The organism is Mesorhizobium norvegicum (assembly GCF_004919685.1).
In the GTDB taxonomy this organism is placed as follows: Bacteria; Pseudomonadota; Alphaproteobacteria; order Rhizobiales; family Rhizobiaceae; genus Mesorhizobium; species Mesorhizobium norvegicum.
In genome coordinates, this window is the sequence record NZ_SMYZ01000025.1 from 163783 (window position 1) to 189601 (window position 25819).

The 25819-nt window shown below is 63.3% G+C and carries 23 protein-coding genes and 1 pseudogene; 15 read left to right on the top strand and 9 right to left on the bottom strand.

What is annotated here, in order from left to right:
* Positions 1-25: 25 nt before the first annotated feature.
* The 5 genes and pseudogenes from FCU66_RS11315 to FCU66_RS11335 all read left to right on the top strand — a co-directional run bounded on the left by FCU66_RS11315 (position 26) and on the right by FCU66_RS11335 (position 5342).
* The gene (locus FCU66_RS11315; protein ID WP_109661499.1) at positions 26-403 is read left to right on the top strand and encodes a carboxymuconolactone decarboxylase family protein; all 378 of its coding nucleotides are present in this window, start codon (positions 26-28) and stop codon (positions 401-403) included.
* A complete protein-coding gene (locus FCU66_RS11320) occupies positions 400-1899 on the top strand; it encodes an aldehyde dehydrogenase (protein WP_136619289.1) in 1500 nt (499 codons plus the stop codon). Before FCU66_RS11315 ends, FCU66_RS11320 begins: the two co-directional genes overlap by 4 nt.
* Before the next feature lie 25 nt (positions 1900-1924).
* The gene (locus tag FCU66_RS11325; protein WP_136619290.1) at positions 1925-3427 is read left to right on the top strand and encodes an aldehyde dehydrogenase family protein; all 1503 of its coding nucleotides are present in this window, start codon (positions 1925-1927) and stop codon (positions 3425-3427) included.
* 12 nt (positions 3428-3439) lie between these two features.
* Positions 3440-4353: pseudogene (locus tag FCU66_RS11330) on the top strand (SMP-30/gluconolactonase/LRE family protein).
* 59 nt (positions 4354-4412) lie between these two features.
* A complete protein-coding gene (locus tag FCU66_RS11335) occupies positions 4413-5342 on the top strand; it encodes a LysR family transcriptional regulator (protein ID WP_136619291.1) in 930 nt (309 codons plus the stop codon).
* A 72-nt stretch (positions 5343-5414) separates the two neighbouring features.
* Here FCU66_RS11335 and FCU66_RS11340 read toward each other — a convergent pair whose 3' ends face one another.
* The 7 genes from FCU66_RS11340 to FCU66_RS11370 all read right to left on the bottom strand — a co-directional run bounded on the left by FCU66_RS11340 (position 5415) and on the right by FCU66_RS11370 (position 13220).
* The gene (locus FCU66_RS11340) at positions 5415-6893 is read right to left on the bottom strand and encodes a M81 family metallopeptidase (RefSeq protein WP_136619292.1); all 1479 of its coding nucleotides are present in this window, start codon (positions 6891-6893) and stop codon (positions 5415-5417) included.
* A gap of 67 nt (positions 6894-6960) precedes the next feature.
* Complete coding sequence (locus FCU66_RS11345; RefSeq protein ID WP_136619293.1) at positions 6961-7920, bottom strand: ABC transporter ATP-binding protein; 960 nt, start codon at positions 7918-7920, stop codon at positions 6961-6963.
* Positions 7917-8876, bottom strand: a complete 960-nt coding sequence (locus tag FCU66_RS11350; RefSeq protein ID WP_136619294.1) for an ABC transporter ATP-binding protein — start codon at positions 8874-8876, stop codon at positions 7917-7919. The genes FCU66_RS11345 and FCU66_RS11350 overlap by 4 nt, the downstream gene beginning before the upstream one ends.
* Complete coding sequence (locus tag FCU66_RS11355; RefSeq protein WP_136619295.1) at positions 8873-9724, bottom strand: ABC transporter permease; 852 nt, start codon at positions 9722-9724, stop codon at positions 8873-8875. Before FCU66_RS11355 ends, FCU66_RS11350 begins: the two co-directional genes overlap by 4 nt.
* Entirely contained in the window at positions 9721-10650 is a 930-nt protein-coding gene (locus FCU66_RS11360) for an ABC transporter permease (RefSeq protein ID WP_136619296.1), read from the bottom strand. The genes FCU66_RS11355 and FCU66_RS11360 overlap by 4 nt, the downstream gene beginning before the upstream one ends.
* Before the next feature lie 48 nt (positions 10651-10698).
* Entirely contained in the window at positions 10699-12288 is a 1590-nt protein-coding gene (locus FCU66_RS11365; RefSeq protein ID WP_136619297.1) for an ABC transporter substrate-binding protein, read from the bottom strand.
* 47 nt (positions 12289-12335) lie between these two features.
* A complete protein-coding gene (locus tag FCU66_RS11370) occupies positions 12336-13220 on the bottom strand; it encodes a MurR/RpiR family transcriptional regulator (protein WP_136619298.1) in 885 nt (294 codons plus the stop codon).
* 213 nt (positions 13221-13433) lie between these two features.
* Between FCU66_RS11370 and FCU66_RS11375 the strand changes: the two genes are divergently transcribed.
* Positions 13434-14558 carry an NAD(P)/FAD-dependent oxidoreductase gene (locus FCU66_RS11375; protein ID WP_136619299.1) on the top strand — a complete coding sequence of 375 codons (1125 nt, stop codon included), beginning with the start codon at positions 13434-13436 and terminating at the stop codon, positions 14556-14558.
* A 63-nt stretch (positions 14559-14621) separates the two neighbouring features.
* On the opposite strand, the gene FCU66_RS11380 is transcribed toward FCU66_RS11375, so the two are convergent.
* Both FCU66_RS11380 and FCU66_RS11385 read right to left on the bottom strand, forming a co-directional pair.
* Positions 14622-15404, bottom strand: a complete 783-nt coding sequence (locus FCU66_RS11380) for a GntR family transcriptional regulator (RefSeq protein ID WP_136619420.1) — start codon at positions 15402-15404, stop codon at positions 14622-14624.
* Between the two features lie 5 nt (positions 15405-15409).
* The gene (locus FCU66_RS11385) at positions 15410-16450 is read right to left on the bottom strand and encodes a Gfo/Idh/MocA family protein (protein ID WP_136619300.1); all 1041 of its coding nucleotides are present in this window, start codon (positions 16448-16450) and stop codon (positions 15410-15412) included.
* A gap of 177 nt (positions 16451-16627) precedes the next feature.
* On the opposite strand from FCU66_RS11385, the gene FCU66_RS11390 reads away from it, so the two are divergent.
* The 9 genes from FCU66_RS11390 to FCU66_RS11430 all read left to right on the top strand — a co-directional run bounded on the left by FCU66_RS11390 (position 16628) and on the right by FCU66_RS11430 (position 25786).
* A complete protein-coding gene (locus FCU66_RS11390) occupies positions 16628-17896 on the top strand; it encodes an ABC transporter substrate-binding protein (protein WP_136619301.1) in 1269 nt (422 codons plus the stop codon).
* Between the two features lie 100 nt (positions 17897-17996).
* The gene (locus FCU66_RS11395) at positions 17997-18884 is read left to right on the top strand and encodes a carbohydrate ABC transporter permease (RefSeq protein WP_136619302.1); all 888 of its coding nucleotides are present in this window, start codon (positions 17997-17999) and stop codon (positions 18882-18884) included.
* 8 nt (positions 18885-18892) lie between these two features.
* Positions 18893-19783 carry a carbohydrate ABC transporter permease gene (locus tag FCU66_RS11400; RefSeq protein WP_136619303.1) on the top strand — a complete coding sequence of 297 codons (891 nt, stop codon included), beginning with the start codon at positions 18893-18895 and terminating at the stop codon, positions 19781-19783.
* Between the two features lie 66 nt (positions 19784-19849).
* Positions 19850-20893, top strand: a complete 1044-nt coding sequence (locus tag FCU66_RS11405) for an SIS domain-containing protein (RefSeq protein ID WP_136619304.1) — start codon at positions 19850-19852, stop codon at positions 20891-20893.
* Complete coding sequence (locus FCU66_RS11410; protein ID WP_168991953.1) at positions 20893-21822, top strand: ROK family protein; 930 nt, start codon at positions 20893-20895, stop codon at positions 21820-21822. Before FCU66_RS11405 ends, FCU66_RS11410 begins: the two co-directional genes overlap by 1 nt.
* 4 nt (positions 21823-21826) lie before the next feature.
* The gene (locus FCU66_RS11415; RefSeq protein WP_136619306.1) at positions 21827-22918 is read left to right on the top strand and encodes an ABC transporter ATP-binding protein; all 1092 of its coding nucleotides are present in this window, start codon (positions 21827-21829) and stop codon (positions 22916-22918) included.
* 198 nt (positions 22919-23116) lie between these two features.
* Positions 23117-24115, top strand: a complete 999-nt coding sequence (locus FCU66_RS11420) for an ABC transporter ATP-binding protein (protein ID WP_136619307.1) — start codon at positions 23117-23119, stop codon at positions 24113-24115.
* A 1-nt stretch (position 24116) separates the two neighbouring features.
* Positions 24117-24986 (top strand): ABC transporter permease, encoded by an 870-nt coding sequence (locus FCU66_RS11425; protein WP_136619308.1) that lies wholly within the window; start codon positions 24117-24119, stop codon positions 24984-24986.
* Complete coding sequence (locus FCU66_RS11430) at positions 24983-25786, top strand: ABC transporter permease (RefSeq protein WP_136619309.1); 804 nt, start codon at positions 24983-24985, stop codon at positions 25784-25786. The genes FCU66_RS11425 and FCU66_RS11430 overlap by 4 nt, the downstream gene beginning before the upstream one ends.
* The last annotated feature ends 33 nt before the right edge of the window (positions 25787-25819 follow it).

Sequence of the window (25819 nt, forward strand, 5' to 3'; positions counted from 1 at the left end):
CCAAGCAACTGGAAAGGACCATCCAATGGGCAAAGACGTGTTCGACAAGGGTTTTGAAATCCGCAAATCGGTTCTGGGCGCCGAATTCGTCGAGAAATCCTTCGCCAGCGCCGACGATTTCAATCGTCCGCTGCAGGAACTCGTGACGGAATATTGCTGGGGCGCTGTCTGGGGCCGTGACACGCTCGACAAGAAGACCCGCAGCATGCTGAACCTCGCCATGCTTTCCGCGCTCAATCGTCCGCACGAGCTGAAGATGCATGTGAAGGGTGCGCTGACCAACGGTGTGACCAAAGACGAAATCCGCGAAGTCCTTCTACAGGTCGTGATCTATGCCGGCGTGCCTGCAGGCGTCGATTCCTTCCGGGTGGCGCGCGAAGCCATGCAGGAAGTCGGAGCATGACAACCCGTCCGCCGCTGGCCACGGAAAAGCTCTCGATGCTGATCGGCGGCCGCTCGGCCGCCGCGCAATCGGGGGATTTTTTCGAATCCTTCGATCCCTTCACCGGCAAGGCCTGGGCGCTCGTTCCGCGCGCCGGCGTTGCCGATGTCGATGCGGCCGTTCAGGCGGCCGCCGCCGCGTTCCGCGGCGAGTGGCGGACGATGACCCCAAGCGCGCGTGGGCAGATCATGACCCGCTTTGCCGATCTCGTGGCGGAGGAGGCAGAAAACCTGGCCGTTCTCGAAACCCGCGACAACGGCAAGCTGATCAATGAAATGCGGATGCAGTGCAAATACATTCCGCAATGGTTCCGCTTCTTTGGCGGCCTTGCCGACAAGATCGAGGGGCGTGTGATCCCGATCGACAAGCCGGGCGTGTTCAACTACACGCGCCGCGAGCCGCTCGGGGTTGTGGCCGCGATCACGCCGTGGAACTCGCCCTTGATGTTGGCGACGTGGAAGCTTGCTCCAGCGCTCGCGGCCGGCAACACGATCGTCTGGAAGCCGTCGGAATTCTCGTCGGTGTCGGCATTGTTCTTCGGCCGGCTTTTCGAGAAAGCGGGCTTTCCCAAGGGCGTCGTCAACATCGTCACCGGCTTCGGCCATGAAATCGGCGACCGCCTCGTCACGCATCCCGATGTCGCGAAAGTGGCGTTCACCGGTGGTGATGCAACCGGCCGCCGCGTCTATCAGGCTGCCGCTGGCGGGCTCAAGAAGGTCACGCTCGAACTCGGCGGTAAATCCGCCAACATCGTTTTCGCAGACGCCAAGATGGATGCCGCCATTCCCGGCCTCGTTTCCGGTATCTTCGCCGCGACGGGGCAGACCTGCATTGCTGGCTCGCGCGCGCTTGTGCAGCGCTCCGTCTACGACCAGGTGACGGAGAAGCTGGTCGCCTTCGCAAAGACCGCGAGGATTGGCGATCCGCTCGATCCCGAGACCCAGGTCGGTCCGATCACCACCCTGCCGCAGCGCGCGAAAGTGCTCGACTATATTGGCATCGCCAACGGTGAGGGCGCCGCGCAATTGCTCGGCGGCAAGATACCCGAGGACAAATCGATTGCCGACGGCTGGTTCGTGGAGCCGACGATCTTCGGTAACGTGAAGCAGTCCATGCGCATCGCCCAGGAAGAGGTCTTCGGACCGGTGCTGTCGGTCATTCCCTTCGAGGATGAGGACGAGGCGGTGGCTATCGCCAACGACACCATCTACGGGCTCGCGGCCGGGATGTGGACGCAGGATCTCGGCCGAGCAATCCGCCTGCCCGAGCGGCTCGAGGCCGGCAGCGTCTGGGTCAACATGTACCGTGCCACCAGCTATCTCTCGCCTTTCGGCGGCTACAAGCAGTCGGGCATCGGCCGGGAGAACGGCCAGACCGCCATCTACGAATATCTTCAGGAAAAGAGCATCTGGATCGATGCCGGGAATTCCATTCCCGCGCCGTTCGTCCAGCGCTGATCGAAGAGACCCTTCGGAGGAAATCATGAACATACGTTTCGATGCCGTGCCGCCACTCGATCCCAAGGTGGCGGCGTTCGTCGGCGGCAAGCATGCGATGCTGATCGGCGGCGCATGGCTGCCGGCGGCCTCCGGACAGTCCCTCGACGTCATCGACCCCTCGAACGGGCGGGTCATCGCGCAGGTGCCGGCCGGCGATGGCGCCGATGTCGATCTGGCGGTCAGGGCCGCGCGGACGGCGATCGACGGTCCTTGGTCGAAAATGGTGCCGGCCGAGCGCGCCAAGCTGATCTGGAAACTCGCCGATCTGATTGATGCCAATGTCGATATGCTGGCAACGCTCAATTCCTATGAGAGCGGCAAGCCGATCGGCGATTCCCGCAACGGCGAGGTGCCGTTCACGGCCGAGACGTTCCGCTACTATGCGGGGTGGGCCACCAAGATCAATGGCGAGACGATGACCATCAACGCGCCGGGTGACTGGCACGCCTACACCCGCCGCGAGCCGGTCGGTGTCGTCGGCCAGATCATCCCGTGGAACTTCCCGCTCAGCATGCTCGCCTGGAAGGTGGCGCCGGCACTGGCGGCCGGCTGCACCATCGTGCTCAAGCCGGCCGAGCAGACGCCGCTCGGAGCGCTCTACTTCGGCAAGCTGGCCCAGGACGCCGGCTTTCCGGAAGGCGTGATCAACATCCTGACCGGCTTTGGCGAAACGGTTGGCGCGGCGATGGCGGCCCATCCCGATATCGACAAGGTGGCTTTCACCGGTTCGACCGAAGTGGGCCGGTTGATCGCGCGCGCCGCGACCGGCAATCTCAAGAAGGTCAGCCTGGAACTGGGTGGCAAGGCGCCAACCATCGTGCTGGGCGATGCCGATATCGATATGGCGGTGGCGGGCGCCTCGAGCGCGGCATTCTTCAATGCCGGCCAGAGCTGCGGCGCGGGAACGCGTTTCTTCGTTCACAAGAAGATCTACGACAAGGTCATGTCCGGGATCGCGGCGCGCGCCGAAAAGCTGAAGCTCGGCGCCGGGCTTGATCCCTCAACCGAGCTTGGGCCCGTCGTCTCACAGCAGCAGATGGAACGCATCACCCGACTAATCTCGGAAGGCAGGAGTGACGGCGCCGAGATCGTCACCGGCGGCGCGCGCGCCGGCGACGTCGGCTATTTCGTCAAGCCGACGGTCATTTCCAGGACGCGGCCGGACATGTCGGTGATCCGCGAAGAGATATTCGGGCCGGTGGCCTGCGCGATGCCCTTCGACGACGAGGACCTGGACAAACTCGCCAAGGACGCCAACGACACGGAATATGGCCTTGCCGCATCGATCTGGACCAACAATCTGGGCGCCGCGCATCGGCTGGCCGCGAAGATCAAATCCGGCACGGTCTGGGTGAACTGCCACAACTTCAACGACGTCACCATGCCGTTCGGCGGTTTCAAGCAGTCGGGCTGGGGGCGCGAACTGGGCGAGCAGGCGCTCCAGCTCTACACCGAGACCAAGACCGTCGCGATCCGGCTGCCATAGGCGAGGCGGTCGATGTCCTGCTACGAGACGATCGACACGCGGTTCGGGGACCTGATCGATCCGGTCGCATTCCTCGAAACCATCCATACGGGAAATCGCTGGGCGGAGGGACCGGTCTATTTCGCCGACCTTCGCTCGCTGATCTGGAGCGATATTCCCAACGACCGGATGCTGCGCTGGGACGAGGAGACAGGGGCGGTTTCGCTTTTCCGCGGCCATGTCTCCAATCCGAACGGCAATACACGCGACCGGAACGGAAGGCTGGTCACCTGCATTCAGGGGGAACGTCGCGTCGTGCGCACGGAATGGGACGGCGCGATCACCGTGCTGGCCGATTCGTTCGATGGCAAGCCGTTGAACTCGCCGAACGATGTGGTCGTGAAGTCCGACGGCAGCATCTGGTTCACCGATCCCAATTACGGGATCATTTCGGACTATGTCGGGCGCAAGGGCCTGCAGGAGCAACCGGGCTGCCGCGTCTACATATCGATCCCGGTTCGGGAGCGATCACCGTCGTTGCCGATGATTTCTCCATGCCGAACGGGCTCGCCTTCTCGCCCGACGAGAAGCGCCTTTATATTTCGGACTCCGGCTTCCTCACCGACCGCAGTGCCCCGCATCACGTCAGGCAGTTTGACGTTGACGGCGACAAGTTGGTAAATTCCCGCATCTTCGCCGACATATCGCCTGGCATTCCGGATGGTTTTCGCGTTGATGTTACGGGCAATCTCTGGATCAGCGCATGGGATGGCGTACAGTGCCATACGCCCGAAGGTGAACTCATCGGGAAAATTCAGGTTCCGGAAATGGTCGCGAACCTGGCCTTTGGCGGGCCGCGCAACAATCGGCTGTTCATCACGGCGACAACGTCGGTCTATGCCGTGTTCCTGAATGTCCGAGGCCTGAAGTACCCGTTCGGCGCGTGAACACGGACACCACTGGGTCGGCCTGGAAGCGCTGCGGCAGCGGATGGTTAGGGTGAGAGTTGGACACGAAGCAGCTACAGGTATTCATCGCCGTCGGTGCGGCCGGCAGCTTCTCGAAGGCCGCGCTCGACCTCAACGTTACCCAGCCGATGGTCACGCGCCATATTCGCGGGCTTGAGGAGGAGCTCGGCGTCGAGCTGTTCTATCGCAACGGCCGCGGTGTCGTGCTGACCGAGGCGGGCGTGCTTCTGAAGGCCCATGCCGACGAGATCGTCGAGCGGATGCGGCTGGCGCAGAATGCGGTCTCGAGCCTCAAATCCTCGCCGAAGGGGAGGTTGGTGCTGGCCGTGCCGCCTTCGGTCGGCACCGTGCTGACGGTGCCGCTGGTCAAGAAGATCAAGAACGAGTTTCCCAATGTCGCGCTGCAGGTGATCGAAGGCTTCAGCGGCCATATCCTGGAATGGTTGACTGCCGGCCGCATCGATGCCGCCGTGCTCTACAATTCGCCGAACCATCCTTCCGTGCTGACCGAACCGCTGGCCGATGACGAGCTGTTTCTGATCGGGCCGGTCTTGTCCGAGCGCGTGCTGCCGCGCGGGCCGGTCGGCCTCAACATCTTCGCCGAGCTGCCGATGATCCTGCCCAGCCGCCCGCACGGGCTGCGGCGGCTTATCGACAACACCCTGGCGGAGCATGGCATCTATCCGCGTGTCGAGATGGAGCTGGAGGCAATGCCTTCAACCTTGCTTCTGGTCGAGGAGGGCACTGGCTATACGGTTCTGCCCTATGCTTCCGTCCATCTCCTTGTTGAGGCTGGCCGCATCGAGGTCTGGCCATTCGACCCGCCGATTACCCGACAACTGATCCTCGCGACCTCGTCGCAGCGACCGATGTCCTCGAACTTTCGCCCACTCTTCCGTGCGGTGCGCACGGAACTGCGGGACATCATTTCCACCCACATCTGGAAACCGACAAACTATCCTGAATGAGTGTGCGAAAAGAATGCATGGCTCCAAGTTGGCTGGCGGTGATCAGGTAAGCTCAGCGACCTGTTGGTGCCGTCATTCCCGATCGAGTGGAAAAATCGGCCGCGGTACATTCCGATACGGCATCCGCTCGTAGTGAGGCGTACAAAGCGCGCCACTGTCACAGACGATGATCTTGCCGGCAATCGGCGCGAACGCGGCACGGAAGTGCTGCATGGATTTCAATGCGACCACCCGCTTCGCCGCCGGGTCGATGCCGAATGCCCTGAACTGCTGGAGGTCCAGCATCTGCTGGGCGATGGTCACGACCAGGATTTCGATGCCGTCGACGCGCAGCACCGCGCTCCTCCCGAAATTGCCAGGAAGTCCGCCGATCATCGGCCCGTCGCCGACGAAGTGGCCATCGCTCAGCGCCACGATTTCAGCATTGAGCTCCAGCGGACCGCCGCCGAAGCGGGCGTCGGTCTTGCCGCCGAGCACAATCCCGATGCGTCCGCCAACGGCCGACCCATGCAAGGCCGCCGCAGCCTCGCCATCGACCATCGGACCGAAGCAGGCGTCGGTCACCCTGGCATCGAGCATCGCCTTCAAAAGATTGGTCGAGTCGCCATAGCCACCACCGCCGGGATTGTCGGCATAATCGGCGATGACGAGCGGGCCATCGTCTGATTTGTATGCCACGGCGACAGCGGCGGCCGCTTCGACGCTGATATACGCGTTCAGCACCTCGTGGCGTCTGTCCCAGATGTCGTCGGCGATCGTTTCGGCGAAGGCCTGGTGCGCATCGAAATCGCCCTGGCCGGTGACCAGCACGGTCGGCCCGACCTCGGCAATATCGGCGCTGGCGAAGCCGCCATTGATGCTGACGGCAAACACGTCGGCTTGCGCTTCGTACGCTCGCGCGGATGCGAGCCGTTCGAGCATCGGACCGATGTCGGTGCGCCCGCCATTGACCTCCTCGAGCATGGGTCGCCTGGCGCTGATCGTGCGCGGCTTGATCTCGCCGGCCATCGTACGCTGCAGGATTTCGCCGGCCTGCCGCCCGATCTCACGCATGTCGACATGCGGATAGGTCTTGAAGGCGACGATGATATCGGCGAGCTCGCACATCCGCCGGCTGACATTGGCGTGCGGGTCAAGCGTGATGGCAATCGGTACGGCCTGGCCGACCACGGCCCGCAAACGCCGAAGCAGTTCGCCTTCGCCGTCCTCGCAAAAGTCGGGAACCATGGCGCCGTGCAGTCCAAGCAGAATCCCTTCGAAATTTTCTGATGTCGCGGCAGCGATCAATGGTTCGCATAACCAGTCGAACGCAGTGCGCGTGACCCTGCCGCTTGGACCGGCGGCGGAACTCAGCACATGCTCGACCTGCCAGCCATGAGCGCGTCCCACATCGAGGAAACCGGCAAGCTCTGTGTTGGCGTCGCGCCGCTGGGCAATGGCTTCCGCTCCCGTCAGAAAATAGCGGTCGCGGAACGCCTGCTCGTCGGTCGGATGACGGCTGAACGTGTTGGTTTCATGGTAGATTTCCGCGGTCAGGACTTTGAAGGTCATAAGTTACTCCAGGGATGCATGGGTTCGGGCGCGGCAACCGCAAAGGGGCAGCAATTCGGCACGTGGGTCAGTCCGGATGGTGGCAGGCTACGGCGTGGCCTCCTCCGGAAGCGGCCAGAAGCGGCGTCTCCACCCGGCAACGTTCGCTCGCCCTTGGGCAGCGCGTCGCGAAGGCGCAGCCTGGCCCAAGATCGAACGGGCTCGGCACCTCGCCGGCCAGGGGCTCGATGCGGCGACGCAGCTTCGGATCGGGCTGGAACGTGCTGTCGAGCAGCGTTCTGGTATAGGGATGACGCGCCGGCGCGTCGGTATCGGGCAACGCCTCGACGACGCGGCCGAGATACATCACCAGCACTTCGTCGCAGAAATACTTTACCAGCGCGAGGTCATGGGAAATGAACAGGTAGGTCAGGCCCATTTCTGCCTGCAGCCGCTCGAGCAGGCCAACGATCTGGGCCTGGATCGAGACGTCCAGCGAGGCCGTCGGCTCGTCCAGCACCAGAAGTGCGGGCTTCAGCGCAAGTGCGCGGGCGATGCCGATGCGCTGCTTCTGGCCGCCCGACAGCTGATGCGGGTAGCTCGATGCCGTTCCAGGATTGAGCCCGACCATGGTCAGCAATCCGCTGATCATGTCGGATCTCGCGGCTGACGAAAGGCGTACCCCCTGGATCTGGAACGGCTCCATCACCGCATCGGCAACGGTGTAGCGGGGGTCGATCGCCGAATAGGGGTCCTGGAACACCATCTGCATGCGTGCGCGCAGACGGCGCATCTCGCGCGGGCGCTGCTTCAGCAAATCCAGCCCATCGAAACGGACCGTACCGCTCGATGGTTCGATCAGGCGCAGGATGAGGCGCGCAAGCGTGGACTTTCCACAGCCCGATTCACCGACGACGCCGACAACCCGGCCCTTCGTCATCTGGAACGACACGTCGTTGACCGCGTACATCGAGCGGGCCGCGCCGAACAGGCCGCGCTTGCTGGTGTATCGTTTGGACAGGCTGCTGACGTCCAGGAACGCGCTCATCCGACCGCTCCGGCAAAATGGCATGCGGCGGCGCCGTCATGGCTGGCTATGAAAGGTGGCGACACGGCAGCGCAGATTGCCTCGGCGCGCAGGCAGCGCGGGTGAAAGCGGCAACCCTGCGGATAGTGGGCGACGCTTGGGACGGTGCCCTCGATGCCCTTCAAGCGCTGTGCGCCCGCCAAGCCGCGCGGGATGCAGCCGATCAGGGCCTTTGTATAGGGATGGCGCGGATCATCGAAAATCGCCGCGACCGTTCCATACTCGACCGCGGTCCCGGCATACATCACCACGACCTTGTCGCAGGCTTGGGCAACAACGCTCATATCGTGGGTAATCAGCACCATGCTTAGACCGCGGTCGCGGATCAGGTCGCTCAGCAATCGGATGATCTGCGCCTGGACGGTGACGTCCAGCGCTGTGGTCGGTTCGTCGGCGATCAGCAGGTCAGGGTCGGCGGCAAGCGCCATGGCGATGACGATGCGCTGCTTCATGCCGCCGGACAATTGGTGGGGGTAAAGGTGATAGATGGAAGCCGGTTCCGGAATCCGCAGTTCGCCAAGCAGCTCGACGGTGCGGTCGCGCGCGGCGGATCTATCCAGGCCAAGATGCAGCCGTGCCACGACATCGATCTGCGGTCCGACCTTTTTCAGAGGATCGAGCGAGGTCATCGGATTCTGCGCGATCAGGCCAATGCGGCCACCGCGCAGTTTCCGGTAGGCCGGCTCAGGCAAAGCGGTCAAATCGCTGCCGTCAAAGACCACCGAGCCGCCGGTGATGCGGCCGCCGATCAGCGGCAGCAGTCCCATGATGGCCATGGCGGTCAACGACTTTCCCGATCCGGATTCGCCAACCAGTCCCAGCGTCTCACCTTTCTCGAGCGAAAACGATACGCTGGACAATGGCGTGAGCGCGCCGATCGCAACGCGCAGACCTTCCACTTTCAGGATCGTGCTCATGTTCCGCGCAGCCGTTCGCGGATGTCGAGTGCCCGGATCAACGCATCGCCGAACAGGTTGATGGCAATCACGGTTACGGCAACGACGAGACCCGGAAAGATGATGACCCAGGGTGCCAGGAAAAGCTGCGCGGTGCCGCTGCTCATCATGGCACCCCAGCTTGGCGTCGGCGGCTGCGCGCCAAGGCCGAAGAAGCCGAGCGTCGCCTCCAGGATGATACCGTCGCCGATGGCGAGCATGCCGACCACAATGACCGGCGCAACGGCATTCGGCAGCAGGTGGCGCGACAGGATGTGGGCGGGCGTGGCACCCAGGTTGATGGTTGCCTCAATGAACGTCTCGCGCTTCAGCTGGACGATTTGCGCCCGGGTCAGTCGGGTGAATTGCGCCAGGTAGGCGACCGCTATGGCGAACATCGTGCTGGACAGGCCGGGGCCGATGATCGCAACCAGCATGAGCGCGATCAGGATGTCGGGAAACGACCATGTCAGATCGACGACCGTCATCACGGCGCGTTCGAACAGGCCACCGAAATAGCCGGCGGCGGCGCCGAGCGCCATCCCGACGATCATCGAGAAACCGATGGCTGTTGCGCTGACCGACAGCGAGGTGCGCGCGCCGTACATGACGCGCGAGAGGACATCGCGGCCGAATTCGTCGGTGCCCATCAAATGCGGCCAACCCGGCGCGGCGTTGCTGTTGGCCAGATCCTGGATGGTGACATCGAAAGGCGTGATCCATGGCGCGGTCAGCGCGACCGCCAGCAGGACCAGGATATAGCCGCCCGAAAACAGGCCGAGCGGCGTGGCGAAGGCGCGCCCGACGCCGGATTGAGCCAATGCGTTCATGTGGTGGCTTCCCTGACACGAGGGTCCAGCGCCGCCTGGGCGACGTCGCCGATCAGCGTTCCGAGCATCACGGCAAGCGCCAGCATGAGCAGGCATCCCTGCACGACAGGATAATCGCGCTGACCGAGCGCACGGATAAGCAGGCTGCCGAGGCCGGGCCGGCCGAAAACGAATTCGACGGTGACCGCGCCGCCGAGGATCCAGCCAATGCGCAGGGCCAGGATCGTGACGACCGGCAGAAAGGCGTGCGGCAGCAGATGGCGAAACAGGATGGTCGAGCGGGACAGCCCCTTCGCGTGTAAAAGCGTGACAAAATCCTGGCGTGCGATCTCGACCAGCGCCACGCGGGTGACACGGGCCACCAGCGCGATACCGCCGAAACCGATCGTGAGGACCGGTAGCACCAGAGCCGTCCAGGTCTTGGCGCCGGAGACTGGAAACCACCCGAGCGTTACCGAAAACAGCAGGATCATCAGCAGCGCCAGCCAGAAACTGGGAACCGTCGAGCCAAGCAGGATGAATGCCTTGACCACCTGTTCCACGACCGGGTTCTTGGCAACCGCGGAGATGGTGCCGGCGATCATGCCGACGATCGAAGAGAAGGCGAAGGCCAGGGCGCCAAGGGTCAGGCTGTAGGGCAGGTTCTGCCGGATCAGGTCCGAAACCGGGCGGCGCAGCACGATTGCCTCGCCGAAATCCCCGCTCAGAATGCTCCTGATCCATAGCAGGTATTGCTCGACCAGCGTCCGGTCGAGGCCGTATTTCACGGTCATTGCGAGCCGGTCCTCCGGAGAGGAGCCGACTCGCATGAGGTTGTCGATCGGATCGCCCGGCAGAAGATGAACGACCAGGAAGATTACGACCGAAATCGACAGGGACACCGGAATGAGCATCAGCAGACGTTGCAGCGTGTATTTGATGATCATCCCGGCTCCTCCGGTGCTTCACTGTTGGTCAAGCGCCGGTAGCGCTGGTTACTGCAGGACCTGCATGTCCATGATGGTCTGCGACCGGAAACGCGGGCCGCGCACCTTTTCCGGCACACTCACCGTCTTGGGATTGAAGGCGATGTTGGTTGCCGGCTGGTAGATCGGCACGAACAGGAACTGGGACAGAAGATATTCGTGATAGGTTCTGAAATTCGCGATCCGCTCGGCCGAAGTCTTCGAGTTGGTCATGGCGGTTTTGTTCAGTTCGTCGGATTTGGCGTCTTTCCACATCGAGATGTTCGGGTAGCCGAGCCGCGCGCCGCTGAAGAACCAGTCGAGGATGTCGGCGTTGTTCCAGTCGTAGCCGCGCACGGCGAGCTGATGGTTGTTCTTCTTGTACTCGTCGCGGATCGTGCTGGAGTCGAGCACGGTGATCTCGGCATCCATGCCGATATCCTTGAGCTGTGCCTGCACGACCTGGGTAAGCCGCTTGAACTCCGTATCGTTTTGCGTGAAGAGCTTGACTTTCAGGGGTTGGCCGTCCTTGGCGCGCACGCCGTCGTCGGCCCTTTTCCATCCGGCCTCGTCGAGCAGCGCATTGGCCTTGGCGAGATCGAAACTGACGTCGAGGCCTGGCTTGACCTGGGATTCAGGAAGCGAGCTGATGAGGAAGTTGTGTGCTTCCTGGCCAACGCCGGCATAGACGCTGTCGAGGATGGCCTTCTGGTTGATCGCCAGGGCTGTGGCCTGGCGGACCTTGATGTCGGTGAACGGCGCCACGGACGTATTGATCGGCATGTGATTGATGCCGGTTCCAGGCATCGTGATGATGGTGGCGGCTTTTTCGCTCTTGATGATCGACAGGAAATCGGTGGGCACGCCGAGCAGCACATCGACGCCGCCGGTCTTCAATTCGAGGAATGCGGTCGACTGGTCGGGAATCTCGCGGAAGGTGATTTTGGCGATCTTCGCCGCGCCCTGGTTGACCGACAGGTCCGAATCCCAAGCGTAGTCGTCATTGCGGACCAATACTGTTTCAAGCCCTATCGAGAAGCTTTCCAGCTTGAATGGTCCCGTGCCGACGGCGGTGGTGACGCCGTAGTCCTTACCGAGGTCCTTGTAGGATTTGGGGCCGGGCACACCCATGAAGGAACTGGCGAGGTTGTACAGCATGTTCGGCTCCGGCCGCTTCATGACGAATTTGACGGTCAACGGATCGACGACCACGACCTTGTCGATTGCCTCGACCATGAAGGCATTCTCCGTGCCGGCGAAAGTCGGGATCCAGGCTGCGATCGTCTCGGCGTTGAAGGGCTCGCCGTCATGGAATTTGACGCCGGGATGCAGCTTGAACTCCCAGGTCATGCCGTCAGGGCTTTCCTGCCATGACGTGGCCAGATGCGGGTGGAACGACTGATCGGCATCCTGCTCGATCAGCCGGTCGTAGATGAGCGACGTCGCCGAATTGAGGTTGCTGGAGGTGACCGGATTGTACGAGGTCGCGCCCAGTTCGCCAGCAGGAAGCGCGAAAGTAGCTTCCTGCGCCATTGCCGCCGATGGCAGGCTCGTCATGAAAAGTCCGGCGGATAGAAGTGCCGAGCCTGAGAGAAGAAACGCCTTGGTCATGGTACGCATGTCATTGTTCCCTGTTGTTATGGTTATGGGCTGCGGTAGGTGTCGGATTAGTCTCCCATCGAGGGCCCGGTCGGGTCGCCGACATATCCGGTGAAGCGGCTGTAGAGGCGCGACACCTCATTCATGCGTTGTTCCACCTCGGGGCCAAGCTCGATGAACACGCCGTTGACGAGCAGGTTTGTCAGGCTCGCCATCTGGGCGGTCGATTCCCAGAACAGATTGAATTCCGTCGGGACCACGAACATCTCGTCGACCAGTTCGCGACCCCAGTCACAAAAGGCGTCGGTGATCAGGGTGGTCGGTATGCCGAGCCCTCGTGCCTCCTGCGCCAGCAGGCGCGCCATGCGCGAGTAGCGCTTTGCCTCGAAGAGAACGAGGCAGGACTGCTTGGTGTCGGAGGCCAGAAGTTCGCTGAAATTGCCGCCGGCCAGATCGAGAAGATGGACGCGGTCGCGCAGATACTGCAGCTGATTGACGAAGGTCTGTGCTACGCCGCGCTCGGTCTGGAAACCGGAGACGAAGATGGCAGGTGTCGTGGCAAGGCGCTTGACGACACGCTTCCATTCCGGCGTGTGGGCAAGTTCATAGACTGCGACCAGGCCTGCTATTTCGAGCTGCAGGCCGCGTGCCAGCTGGTCCTCTCCGGCAAGCGTTCGGCGCTGCAAATCGCGCAGCCGATCGCTGATCAGCCACGGCCGGTCGCCCAGATCCTGTTTGAGATGATCCTTCAGATCCTTGAAGCTGGTGTAGCCGATGGAGCGACAGAACCGTCCGACGGTCGGTTCGCTGACCTCCACCTTGCTCGCGATGCTGCCGGCTGTCTCAAAGGCCAGACTGTTCAGCTGGGCGAGCATGAAACTCGCAATCGCCTTGTCTGCCTTGGACGCGCTGCCCAAGCAATCCGACAGCCGTTGGCGAACCGAACCGATCATGCGCAATTCTCCTCCGCCAATTACAAAGTTATAAATCTTACATGGTGTCAACATATTTTTGTTTTCTTGCATTCTTAGAGGAACTGCACTCTTGTGCGCCGGCGGTGACAGAGCGCCGGATCGAACCGCCAGAACAAACGCGGATAGTGGAGGATCGTCCGTCCGGCGTGCCACGGCACCTGGATAGCGACGCAAGCCAAAGGCCGGGCCGTCATGGACTACGACTATCTTGTCATCGGCGCGGGCATCTCAGGCTCAGCCGCCGCCTATGAACTCGCAGCCTTGGGGACAGTCGCGCTCATCGAGGCAGAATCGACGCCCGGCTACCACAGTACCGGAAGGTCGGCCGCGCTCTTCACACCCAACTATGGCGTCGCCACGGTCCGACGCATCAACAAGACAAGCCAGGCTTTCTTCCTGAACCCGCCAGCCGAATTCTGTGACAGGCCGCTTCTGACCCAACGCGGCATGTTGACGGTGGCCGCTCACGGCGAGGAAGACCTGCTGGCGCCGATCCTCGATCTGTCGACGGACGGATACGAAATCCGGAAACTGGATGCGGCTGGCACTCTCTCCTTGGCACCGTTGCTTCGCCGCGAGCGCGTCGCGGCGTCGGCCTTTGAAAGCGGCGTCATGGACATCGATGTCGCCTCCCTCCATCAGGGTTTCCTGCGCGGCATCAGGCGCCGCGGCGGGCTCGTCCTTTGCGGTAAGCGCATCACGAAACTGGATCGCCGCGACGGCCTCTGGAAGGCTTCGGCGGGAGATTTCTCGGTGAAAGGGCGAATTATCGTCAACGCGGCAGGTGCCTGGGCTGGAGAAATCGGCGACATCGCCGGCGCTGGTCCGATCGGGCTGGTGGCGAAGCGGCGCACCGCAATCATCGTCGACGGACCTCCAGGACTGGACATAGCCAAAATGCCTGCCGTCGACTACGTCGCCGCCGATGCCTACATCAAGCCGGACGCCGGCAGGATCATGGCATCACCGGGCGACCAGACGCCGATCGAACCGCAGGATATCCAGCCTGACGAATGGGATGTGGCAGTGCTGGTCGATTGGCTGCAGCGCGAGACGCAGGCAACCGTCAGCCATATTGCAAAGAGCTGGGCGGGCCTGCGCTCCTTCGTCGCCGACCAGGCGCCCGTGCTGGGCTACGACGCTGCGGCGCCCGACTTCTTCTGGCTTGCAGGCCAGGGCGGTTATGGGATCATGATGGCCCCGGCCCTTGGCCGTGCCGCAGCCGACCTGATTGTTTCGGGATGCCTGCCTGCCGATCTGCTCGCGAATGGACTGTCCGAGAGGGATCTTTCGCCGGCGCGTTTGGCCCAGCCGTAGTCGGCTTCCTGGTTCAGGTTTGATCCGGCGGTCATGAGTTGACCGGTCGAACCCGCTTCTCCGCTATTCGCGGTTCATCGGTGGCGCTGGAACACGGGCGGCGGTCTTGCCTGTGCGGGAGAACGACGTGCGAAGACGATAGCGGTCGCCGGCGTAGCGGATCGTCGAGGACAGCAGCGGCCGCCCGGATGGATCGACGATCAGCTGGCGCATCACCAGGATCGATTTGCCCACCTCCATATCGAGGTGCCTGGCAAGGACCGGATCCGCGCCATGGGCCTCGATCGTCGTCTCGGCGCGCGCCAGATCGACACCGGCCCCGATCAGCAGACCGAACAGCGACGCCGTCCGAAAGTCGACCTGGCCGAGATCAGGCCCGAGACCGACGGCAAAAAAAGAAGTGTCGACAGCGACCGGAACCTGGTCGAGGCGCCGGATCCGTTCCAGGTGGAACAGCGTCGCGCCGGGCGCGATCGAAAGCTCCTCGGCCTCGTCCAGCGAGGCGGGTGCCTGCTCGGCGCGCAGCACGTCGGAGGAGGGGGTCAGGCCGAGTCGCCTTGCGGTCTCGCTGAAGGATTCCAGCGTGTTGGGAAACTCCTTCGGCACCTTGGCCGAGACGTACCAGCCGCGCCCGTGCGACGGCGTCAGCACGCCTTCCTCGACGAGGCTCTGCAAAGCCCTGCGCAAGGTGACCCTGCTGATCGACATGCGCGTGAACAGATCGCGCTCGGCCGGCAGGCGCGCGCCGGAAGCAAGCTTGCCGGTGGCGATCTCCTGCAGGATCGCATCGGCCGCTTGCCGCCAGAGCGGTTCGGGGCCGTCCGACTGCAGTGGCGAGCCCTCCATCTCAGTCACCCATCCGCCTTCACCTTCTCCCACACGCCCGTTCGCATTGAACGGTAGCAGGCGTCAATTATGTGGTTGACGATGACGCCGTCCTCGAAGGTTTCCATCGGCACCGTCCCCGCCGCGAAGTGTTCCACAAAATGCCGCATCTGTTGTGAAAAACCGTAGGCCCGGGTTTCCTCGGGCACAGGATAGACCCAGCCGGTCTCGGCATCGGCCTTCTCGACGAGATAACCCACCGGTTTCTCTATGAAGCCCCAGACCGGGCCGACGGACGTGTCGGTGACGATGCGGCCGGCGGAGCCGACCAGTTCGTGGCGCAGCTGCATACCGCCTTTCTCGATCCACGACGATTCGATCGTGGCGAGCTGGCCGCCGGTGAATTTCAACAGCGCGATCGCGGTGTCTTCCCCGGTTGTCTTATCACCGTGGACCAGCGTTGCACCCCACGCCATCACCTCGGTGATCTCATTGTCCTTGCCGAAGAAGTGACGCGCGCTTTCGACGGTGTGACAGCCCATGTCGAGCAGGGCGCCGCCGCCGGCAAGCTCGGCGTTCCAGAAATGTGGCGCGTGCGGCCCGGAATGCGCCTCGCGGGCGCGCATGGTAAGGAGATTGCCGATGCCGCCCGCCTGTATCATCTGGTGGGCCTTGGTGATGTTGGGGGAAAAGACGGCGCATTCGGCGTAGCCGTGCCAGATGCCGGCGCGCTGGACGATGTCGAGGATCTCCTGCGCTTCCTTGCCGGTGCGCGCCAAAGGCTTGGTGCAGATGACGGCCTTGCCGTGCTTCGCGGCGATCCTGACGGCTTCAAGATGGATCTCGTTGGGCAGCGCGATCACCACCAACTCGACCGCCGGATCGGCGCAAAGGCTGTCGATGTCCTTGTGCGCGGTGACCTTGGGGCCCCATTTCTTCGCGAAGGCCGTGGCGCGCTCGAAACTGCGCGACGAGCAGGCGACGAGTTCGGCGTTGCGCACGTCGAGCAGCGAGTCCGCATAGGTCTCGGCGATAAAGCCCGAGCCCAGAATCCCAACTCCAATCATCAAGTCCTCCCAGATTTTTTGCCATCAGATTGGTGCTGCTCAGCCTGGGCAGCGACTGCTTGATAGAAAAGACAACACAATACCACTTGTCACAACATGTATCAGTAGGTATGGTCCGAGGCAACAGTGCAAAATCGTGAATCCACACGAGGCACCATCTTGAGGGAGAGCAGGAAAATGCGTTCCATACGTGTATCGATCCCGCTGGCGGCAACGCTTGGCGTGATGTTTTCAGGCAGCGTCGGCGCCGCGTTTGCCGACCCTGTGACCATCACCTTGAACAGCTGGCGGACCGAGGACATCGCTGTCTGGCAGGACACGATCCTGCCCGCCTTCGAAGCCAAGCATCCCGACATCAAGGTAGAGTTCGCGCCGATCAACACCAATGAATACAATGCCGCCGTTCAGTCGCAGATCGAGGGCGGTGCCGGTGGCGACCTGATCACCTGCCGCCCCTTCGACGTGAACCGCGAATGGATCAAGCGCGGCTATTTCGAATCGCTCGAAGGGCTGCCGGGCCTAGCGAATTTCGACAAGACCTCCCGTGCGGCATGGAGCGGCGCCGACGACAAGACCTACTGCCTGCCGGTCGCCGCTGTGCTCGCCGGCTTCTACTACAACGCCGACATCTTCAAGGAGCTGGGCCTCAAGGTGCCGACCACCAGCGCCGAGTTCATCGACGTTCTCCAGGCGATCAAGAAGGACGGCCGCTACACGCCGCTGGCCTACGGCTCGGCCGAATCCTGGCAGCTCGCCTATAACGGCCTCTACAGCATCGGCCCCGCTTACTGGAAAGGCGAGGAGGGCCGGCTTGGCCTCATCGATGGCAAGAAGAAACTCACCGACCCGGAATTCGTCGACGCCATCGCCGCTTTCGGGGCCTGGAAGCCGTTCCTGCCCGCCGGGCAGGAAAGCCTGAACTATGCCGACATGACGCAGTTGTTCACGCTCGGCAAGGCGGCCATCCTTCCCGACGGTTCATGGGACATCAACCAGGCGACCTCGACCGGCCTCAATGTCGGCGTGTTCGGCCCGCCGGTGCCGAAGGCCGGCGACCAGCGCTATCTGCAGGAGATGCCGGACATGGGCATCGGCATCAACGCCAAGAGCGCGCACAAGGACGCGGCCAAGACCTTCCTCGACTGGGTGGCCGGGCCTGAGTTCCAGGAACTCTACGTCAACGCCGCTCCCGGTTTCTTTGCCATGAGCAGCAAGCCGGTCACCTACAAGAACAAGCTGGCGCAGGATTTCGCCGACCTGAAGAAAGGCGCCCAGCTGACGCCGCGCCTGGCGCTGGATCGGCTCAGCGCCGGCACGCCGCCGCTCGACGACGAGACCTGGCGCCTGCTGCAGGTGATGTTCACAAAGTCCGACGTCACCCCGCAGCAGGTTGCGACCGAACTCCAGGCCGGGCTCGCCTCCTGGTACGGACCGCAAAAGAAGTAATCCGGCACCGCTTCGCGCATGCCTTGCCAGCCGGCTAGGCATGCGCAAGCCTCCCGGCATGCCAGCGCATTCGTGCCGGCATGAAGATGAGGTTTTTCCGTTGATATCTCCCGCTGCCGCTTATCGAAACCTGTTGCTGTTCGTGCTGCCGGCTCTGGCCGTCTACCTGGTCTTTGCCGTGTTGCCGCTGGCGACCTCGATCGTCATGAGCTTCTTCCAGACCAATGGCGCCTCGGGTGACATTTTTGTCGGCCTCGCCAATTACGAGCGCCTCTTCACCCACCCGACCATCAGCGCCCGCTTCTGGAATGCATTGCTCAACAACATGCAATATTTCGCCATCCATCTGATTGTCGAAGTGCCGATGGGTCTGCTGCTGGCGGCATTGCTGACATCGGGAAAACTGGCGCGGTCGGAAGGCATCTACCGCACCTTGCTGTTCATTCCGGCCACGCTGTCGGTGGTCATCGTCGGCTTCGTCTGGCGCCTGATCATCAACCCGCTCTGGGGCCTGGTCGGCTTTCCGTTGCTGGGCACGGAATCGACCGCGCTCACCACCATCTCGCTGATGTCGGTCTGGCAATATTTCGGCATCCCCATGGTCTTCCTCTACAGCGCCCTGCTGGCCGTGCCCAATGAGCTTGTCGAGGCCGCCAACATCGATGGCGCCGGCGGCTGGACGACCTTCTGGAAGATCAAGTTTCCGCTGATCGCGCCGCAGTTCGGGCTGATCGCGATCCTCACCTACATCTGGACGTTCAACGGCTTCGACCTGGTGTTCGCGCTCAACGGATCGGCGCCCGGGCCGAACTACAGCACCGACATTCTCGGCACCTATTTCTACCGCACCTTCTTCGGGTCGAGCGGACAGCTTGCCGATCTCGATCTCGGTGCCGCGGTCGCGACGATCATCTTCCTCACGGTGCTGTTGGTGACCGCGGCCTATTTCTGGCTGATCCAGCGCCGCCTGAAATCCTATTCGGTCTAGGAGCAGAGATGAGCGCCCCCGACCTCCGCATATCAGACCTCACCATACCAGCCGCCCGCCGCCGCCAGGACCGCGAGCCCTGGACGTTCGAGCGCATCATCGTGCACGCGCTGCTGATCGTCTTCGTCATCCTCGCCATCGGGCCGGTGCTGATCGTCATCATCAATTCGCTAAAGACGACGCCTGCGATCTTCGGCGGGCCGTTCGACCTGCCGACGGCCAAGACCTTCAGCCTCGAAGGCTACAAGCGGGTCTTCACCCGCGGCAATTTCATCGTCAATTATCGCAACAGCCTGGTCGTCACGGTGACGACGATCGTGCTGACGGTGGTGCTGTCGACGCTCGCCGCCTTTGCCCTGGTCGAGTACCGGGTGCGTGTCGCCTCGCTGCTCGCCGGCCTGTTCGTGCTCGGCATCATGCTGCCGATCCGGCTCGGCACCATCCCGCTGATCCAGATGATGCTGGCCTGGAAGCTGATGGATACGCTGGCGGCGCTTATCCTCGTCTACACGGCGATGAGCATCCCGATCGCGGTGACGCTGATGGTCACCTATTTCCGCACCGTCCCGACCGATCTCAAGGAAGCGGCGCGCATGGATGGGGCGAGTGAGCTGCGCACCTTCTGGATCGTGCTGCCATTGGTCAGACCGGGCCTCGCCGCGGTGGCCGCGCTGACCATGCTGCCGGTCTGGAACGACCTCTGGTTCCCGCTGATCCTGGCGCCCAGCCGACAGAACCAGACGGTGACGCTCGGCGTGCAGCAGTTCGTCGGCCAGTTCATGAACGACTATCCGGCACTGCTTGCCGCGCTGACGCTCGGCGCGGTGCCGCTGGTCGTCCTGTTCACCCTGTTTTCGCGGCAATTCATCAGCGGCCTGAGCAAGGGCTACAGCAAATAACCGGACGTCCCACGCCAGCGGCAATTTTCGCACGCACCACCAATTTCGAACTGATGGAACACCAAGATGCAAATAGGCAATTACATCCGCCTGCAGCCCTCGACCCTCACCAGGCTACCCGCCGCCATCAGCGCGGAGCTCGACGGGTTTGCCAGCCTGCGCCAGAAGCCGCAGCGCATCGTGCTGCTTGGCACAGGCTCGTCGATGAATGCCTTGCTGGCCGGCGCCGAGGCGCTGGAGGAGGGCACCGGCGCTTCGGTGATCGCCAAGGAGCCGGAGGCGTTCCTGCGCCTGCCGCCCAGGGCATCGGACCAGCGCACGCTGGTTCTGGCCGCCTCCCAGTCCGGCATGAGCATCACCACGATCGAAGCGGTGCGCCTGTCGGTGGCGCGGGGCTTTCCCACCCTTGTCATCACCGGTGAGGAGGGCAGCCTGATTACCGAGACCGGCGCCGAAGTGATTGTCATGCCGATCGGCCCGGAGACAGTCGGTCCCAAGACCATGGGTTACACCGCCACTGTCATCTCGGTGCTGGCGGTGGCGGCCAAGCTCTCCAACAAGACGGTCGATCTGTCAGGGCTGCTCGCGCAACTGGAGCAGACCGCCGAAACCGGCCTTGCCGCTGCAAAAGATCTGGTCACCCGCTTCGGCGTTCCCGACTACATACTGGTCGCCGGACAGGCGACGCACCTTGGCACCGCACTCGAAGCCTCGCTCAAGATCGCCGAGATCAGCGGCGTGCCGACTGCCGCCTTCGACACCGAGGAGGCCCTGCATGGGCATGTCTATGGCACGACTGACAAAAGCCTGGTGATCGCCATCGCGCAGACCGAGACCGAGGCGAAGGTCGCCGCCAATCTCGGCGAGGCGCTGGCCGAGCTCGGGCCGCGCACCGTCGTCCTCAACCTCTCCGGCCATCCGACCCGCTTCGACCTCGATGTCAGCTGGCCGGCCGCACCGGAACAGCAATGGCTCGCCGGCTGCTGGGCGCCGATGCCGCTGCAATGGTATGGCTGCGAACTGGCAATCGCGCGCGGCATCGATCCGGACAAGATGATCTACCCCAACCTCGGACGGCGGCTCAACGTGCGCATCCGCAAGGAGGCCTGATGGTAACCGCGATCGGAATCGACATTGGCGGCAGCCTGGTCAAGCTCGGTGCCGTCGACGGTTCGGGCAAGGTGCTGGCGCGCGGCGCAGTGCCTGTGCATCGGGATATCGAGTTCGCCGAGTTCGTGCATCTGGTCACCAGCGCCACTGAGGACCTGACACGCGAGTTTCCCGACATCACGGCCATCGGCATTGGTGTGCCCGGTACGCCAAATCCCGAGACCGGCATGCTCAACGGCCGCTGCCCGGCGATCCCGGCGCTGTTGAAGGGTTCGCTGTCAAAACTGTTCGGCATCCGCTTCGGCGTTCCGGCCATTGTCCGCAACGATGCCGTCTGCGCCACCCATGGCGAGATGCGGCATGGCGCCGGCCGTCCGTTCTCCCGCTTTGCGCTGCTGACGCTCGGCACCGGTATCGGCGGCGCCATGGTCATCGACCGCAAGGTGATCGACGGGCCGGACGGGCTGCCGCCGCAACTTGGCTGCATCTCGCTCGATCCGGCGCGCACCGACATTGCCGATCCGGTGCCGGGCATGGTCGAGAACCTGGCCAGCGCCCGCGCGCTCGTCAACCGCTATCGCCAGCTCAAACCGGGCACCGACGCCACCAATGCCGAGGCGGTCTGCGATCTTGCCAAGGCGGGCGACCCGATCGCGCTGCAGGTTGTCGATGAGGTGGCGCGCTGGCTCGGCCAGATGATTGGCATCATGTCGAACATGCTCAACATCGAGGCCGCGATCATCGGCGGTGGGCTGGCGCTGGCCGGTCCGTTCTTTACCGACCGTATTGCCCGCAATGTCAGGGATTTCGTGCTGCTCAAGCCCGGCCGCCCGCCGGTGATCGTGGCGGTGGAGCATGGCAACGATGCCGGCGTGATCGGTGCGGCCGCACTGGCGCTCGACATGTTCGCGCCCACGGCAAAGGAATAGCGTCATGGCCGATGTCGAACTGCGCAAGATCTCGAAGAGCTTCCAGAACCTGAAGGTCGTGCACGATATCGATCTCGACATCGCCGAGGGCGAGTTCGTCGTCCTCGTCGGCCCGTCCGGCTGCGGCAAGTCGACGACGCTGCGCATGGTGGCGGGCTTGGACAGGCCAAGCGGCGGCGAGATCCATATTGGCGGCAGGCTGGTCAACAACGTTCAGGCCAGGGATCGTGACATCGCCATGGTCTTCCAGAGCTACGCGCTCTACCCGCAGATGACGGTGGCGCAGAACATGGCTTTCGGCCTGCGCATCCGCAAAGTGCCGGATGGCGAGGTGACGCAGCGCATCACCCGTGTCGCCGACATGCTCGACCTCAGCGAGCTGCTGCAGCGCAAACCGCACCAGTTGTCCGGCGGCCAGCGCCAGCGCGTCGCCATGGGCCGCGCCATGGTGCGCCAGCCGAAAGTGTTCCTGTTCGACGAGCCGCTCTCCAACCTTGACGCCAAGCTGCGGGGCAAGATGCGCGCCGAGATCAAGAGGCTGCACCAGATGGTCGCCACCACCACCATCTATGTCACCCATGACCAGGTCGAGGCGATGACGCTGGCCGATCGCGTCGTGGTCATGAACAAGGGACGCATCGAGCAGATCGGGCCGCCCAACGATCTCTATCACGAGCCGGCCAGCCGCTTCGTCGCCGGCTTCATCGGCAGCCCCGGCATGAATTTCTTCAAATGCCGCCTGGAGGCGCGCGGCGACCGGCTCGCGGTCGTGCTCGCGGATGGCACGGCACTCGCCGTCCCTGCTGCCCGCACAGCGCGCTATGCCGGCCATGTCGGGCGCGATCTCGAGTTCGGCCTGCGTCCCGAGCACATCACCGAACGGCGCGAGCGGCCCGAAATCGTCGACATCAGGGCTCCGGTCGAGGTGGTCGAGCCGATGGGCATGGAGACGCTGCTGCATGTTCTGGTCGCCGGCACGGAGGCGACGGCACGCATCGATCCCGGGTCGACGCCGAAGCCCGGCGAGATGGCGACACTCTCGCTCGGCATGGCCCATATGCACCTGCTCGATCCCGACAGCGGCAAGGTGCTCTGAGCGCACCGGCGTATCGACACGGCATGCAGCGCGCGGGAGTTCGGTCCCCCGCCACACTTTCGCGTGTCAAAAACAAAAACAATATATTATTTATTGACAAATATAATTTTGGAGCGAATTTTTAGGTGCGGCGCCAGACGGCCGTGATGGCCTTCGACGCGCGAAGCCATCTCAACGCAGTCCCAGGAATTGCCGGTCATGATCGACATCCAAAGCGTGTCAAAATCCTTCGTGACCAGGGACGCCGATCCCGTCCATGCGCTGAACGATGTCAGCCTGGAAATCTACGACAATGAGTTCTTCACGCTGCTCGGCCCGTCGGGATGCGGCAAGACGACCTTGCTGCGCCTGATCGCCGGCTTCGAGGCACCGAGTTCGGGCGCCATCCGCATTGCCGGCAGCGATGTCGCCGCGCTGCCGCCGCAGAAGCGGTCGGTCAACACGGTGTTCCAGAGCTACGCGCTGTTCCCGCATATGAGCGTCGCCGAGAATGTCGCGTTCGGGCTGGAAATGCAGAACGCGCCGAAATCGCTGATCGACGAGCGCGTCAGGGAGGCGCTGGAGATGGTGCGGCTCGAAGGCTTCGCTGCGCGCCGCCCGGCGCAACTGTCGGGTGGCCAGCAGCAGCGCGTCGCCGTGGCGCGCGCGCTCGCGCCCAAGCCGAGCGTACTTCTGCTCGACGAGCCGCTGTCGGCGCTCGACCTCAAACTGCGCAAGGGCATGCAGAGCGAATTGAAGCGGCTGCAGCGCGAGACCGGCATCACCTTCGTGCTGGTCACCCATGATCAGGAGGAGGCGCTCGCCATGTCCGACCGGATCGCGGTGATGCGCAGCGGCGACGTGCTGCAGGTCGGCACGCCGAGGGACATCTACGACAATCCGCAGGACCGCTTCGTCGCCGATTTCATCGGCGAGTCCAATCTTTTGCCTGGTGCCGCGCTTGGCCGCGATCCGGCAAAGACGATCATCGTGCGCCCGGAGCACATCGTGGTGTCGCCGGTAGCCGACGGCGCCAAAGGCCACGCCAGGGGAGCGGTCTCCGCCATCACCTTCCTCGGCTCCGACACACTCTATGAGGTCGTGCTGGAGGAGGGGGCAAAACTGCATTCGCGCTCGCGCGGGGGTGCTGCGCTCGCCACAGGCGACAGGGTCGTCGTCGACTGGGCCCGCGCCGTCGAACGCGAACTGGCGAATTGAGATGGGTCCGAACCGCACCTATCTGCTGATTGCGCCGGCCATGCTGGTGATCGGCATCTTCATGGTGCTGCCGCTGTTCCTGGCGGTCGCCTATTCCTTCATGACCGCCAACCCCTATGGCGGTGTCACGGCGCCGGCGACCTTCGACGCCTATCTCCAGTTCCTCTACCAGCGGGACTTCGACGACAGCCTCGTGTTTTCACCGAGCTACGCGCTCATCATCCTGCGCTCGATCTATCTCGCCATCGCCACCACCGGCATCTGCCTTGTGCTTGGCCTGCCGGTCGCCTGGTACATCGTCTGCCAGACGCCGGAGCGCCGGCGAGTTCTGCTGTTTGCCGTCACGCTGCCGTTCTGGATCAACACGCTGATCCGCACCTATTGCTGGATCCTGATCCTGCGCGACGAAGGCCTGGCGAATGGCGCGCTGCGCCATGCCGGCATCATCTCCGATCCGCTGCCGCTGCTCTACAATGACGGGTCGATCCTGCTCGGCCTCGTCTACACCTTCCTGCCCTTCATGGTGCTGCCGATCTATTCGACGCTGGAGCGCATCGATCCCCGGCTGATCGAGGCCGCGCACGATCTCTACGCCAGCCGCGCCGCCGTCTTCCGCCGCATCGTCTGGCCGCTCGCCAGGCCCGGTGCACTGGCCGGCGCCACGCTTGTCTTCGCGCCGGCACTCGGTTCGTTCCTGGCGCCCGATCTGCTCGGCGGCGGCAAGAAGCTGCTGATCGGCAGCCTGATCCAGATGCAGTTCACCTCGTCGCGCAACTGGCCGTTCGGGGCCGCCCTCTCGACCGTCGTAACGGTCGTCGTTCTGACCGTCTTCGTCATCCGCTCTCGCAAGGCGCAGGAGGAACGGCGATGACCAGCGCAAAGCCCTTCGACTGGCGGCACACGCCCGGCCTGTCGGCCTACACCGCCCTGATATTCCTCTTCTTCTACGCGCCGCTGCTGATCCTTGTGATCTATGCCTTCAATTCGAGCCGGCTGGTCACAGTCTGGGCCGGCTTCAGCTTCAAATGGTTCGTGGCGGTCGCCAACAATGGCGCGATCCGTGACGCCGCCTTCAACAGCATCATCATCGCCATCGTTGCCACCATCGCCTCGACGGCGATCGCCACGGCCGGCGCGCTGGCGCTGGAACGCGGCCGGCTGCGCTTCGGACGCAGCGCGGCCACGGCGCTGATCGCGATGCCGCTGGTGGTGCCGGAGATCGTCGTGGCGATCACCACGCTGATCTTTTTCTCCGGGCTCGGCATGCATCACGGCCTCATCAATTTGATGATCGCCCACACCGTCTTTTGCATCCCGTTCGCACTGCTGCCGATCCAGGCGCGGCTGCGCGACATGGGCGGCACGCTGGAGGAGGCGGGGCGTGACCTCTATGCCGACGAGTGGCGGCTATTTCGCCGCGTCACGCTGCCCTTGCTTGTCCCGGCGATCTCGGCCGGCGCGATCATGGCCTTCGTCGTCTCGCTCGACGATTTCCTGATCTCGATGATGGTATCGAGCGCCGGCTCGACCACCTTGCCGGTCTATATCTACGGCATGATGCGGCTTGGCGTGACGCCCGAGGTCAACGCCATCTCCACCATTCTTCTTGCCGTTTCCATCGTCTTCGTCGCGGCGGCGCTGCTCGTCGGACGGCGCAACAAGTTTGCCTAGAAAAACAAAGAACCAGACCAGAGGAGAACGACT

Coding starts and splice junctions, on each gene's coding strand:
- FCU66_RS11315 (WP_109661499.1), top strand. CDS start 26: ATGGGCAAAGACGTGTTCGACAAGGGTTTTGAAATCCGCAAATCGGTT.
- FCU66_RS11320 (WP_136619289.1), top strand. CDS start 400: ATGACAACCCGTCCGCCGCTGGCCACGGAAAAGCTCTCGATGCTGATC.
- FCU66_RS11325 (WP_136619290.1), top strand. CDS start 1,925: ATGAACATACGTTTCGATGCCGTGCCGCCACTCGATCCCAAGGTGGCG.
- FCU66_RS11340 (WP_136619292.1), bottom strand. CDS start 6,893: ATGACCTTCAAAGTCCTGACCGCGGAAATCTACCATGAAACCAACACG.
- FCU66_RS11345 (WP_136619293.1), bottom strand. CDS start 7,920: ATGAGCGCGTTCCTGGACGTCAGCAGCCTGTCCAAACGATACACCAGC.
- FCU66_RS11350 (WP_136619294.1), bottom strand. CDS start 8,876: ATGAGCACGATCCTGAAAGTGGAAGGTCTGCGCGTTGCGATCGGCGCG.
- FCU66_RS11355 (WP_136619295.1), bottom strand. CDS start 9,724: ATGAACGCATTGGCTCAATCCGGCGTCGGGCGCGCCTTCGCCACGCCG.
- FCU66_RS11360 (WP_136619296.1), bottom strand. CDS start 10,650: ATGATCATCAAATACACGCTGCAACGTCTGCTGATGCTCATTCCGGTG.
- FCU66_RS11365 (WP_136619297.1), bottom strand. CDS start 12,288: ATGCGTACCATGACCAAGGCGTTTCTTCTCTCAGGCTCGGCACTTCTA.
- FCU66_RS11370 (WP_136619298.1), bottom strand. CDS start 13,220: ATGATCGGTTCGGTTCGCCAACGGCTGTCGGATTGCTTGGGCAGCGCG.
- FCU66_RS11375 (WP_136619299.1), top strand. CDS start 13,434: ATGGACTACGACTATCTTGTCATCGGCGCGGGCATCTCAGGCTCAGCC.
- FCU66_RS11380 (WP_136619420.1), bottom strand. CDS start 15,404: ATGGAGGGCTCGCCACTGCAGTCGGACGGCCCCGAACCGCTCTGGCGG.
- FCU66_RS11385 (WP_136619300.1), bottom strand. CDS start 16,450: ATGATTGGAGTTGGGATTCTGGGCTCGGGCTTTATCGCCGAGACCTAT.
- FCU66_RS11390 (WP_136619301.1), top strand. CDS start 16,628: ATGCGTTCCATACGTGTATCGATCCCGCTGGCGGCAACGCTTGGCGTG.
- FCU66_RS11400 (WP_136619303.1), top strand. CDS start 18,893: ATGAGCGCCCCCGACCTCCGCATATCAGACCTCACCATACCAGCCGCC.
- FCU66_RS11405 (WP_136619304.1), top strand. CDS start 19,850: ATGCAAATAGGCAATTACATCCGCCTGCAGCCCTCGACCCTCACCAGG.
- FCU66_RS11410 (WP_168991953.1), top strand. CDS start 20,893: ATGGTAACCGCGATCGGAATCGACATTGGCGGCAGCCTGGTCAAGCTC.
- FCU66_RS11415 (WP_136619306.1), top strand. CDS start 21,827: ATGGCCGATGTCGAACTGCGCAAGATCTCGAAGAGCTTCCAGAACCTG.
- FCU66_RS11420 (WP_136619307.1), top strand. CDS start 23,117: ATGATCGACATCCAAAGCGTGTCAAAATCCTTCGTGACCAGGGACGCC.
- FCU66_RS11425 (WP_136619308.1), top strand. CDS start 24,117: ATGGGTCCGAACCGCACCTATCTGCTGATTGCGCCGGCCATGCTGGTG.
- FCU66_RS11430 (WP_136619309.1), top strand. CDS start 24,983: ATGACCAGCGCAAAGCCCTTCGACTGGCGGCACACGCCCGGCCTGTCG.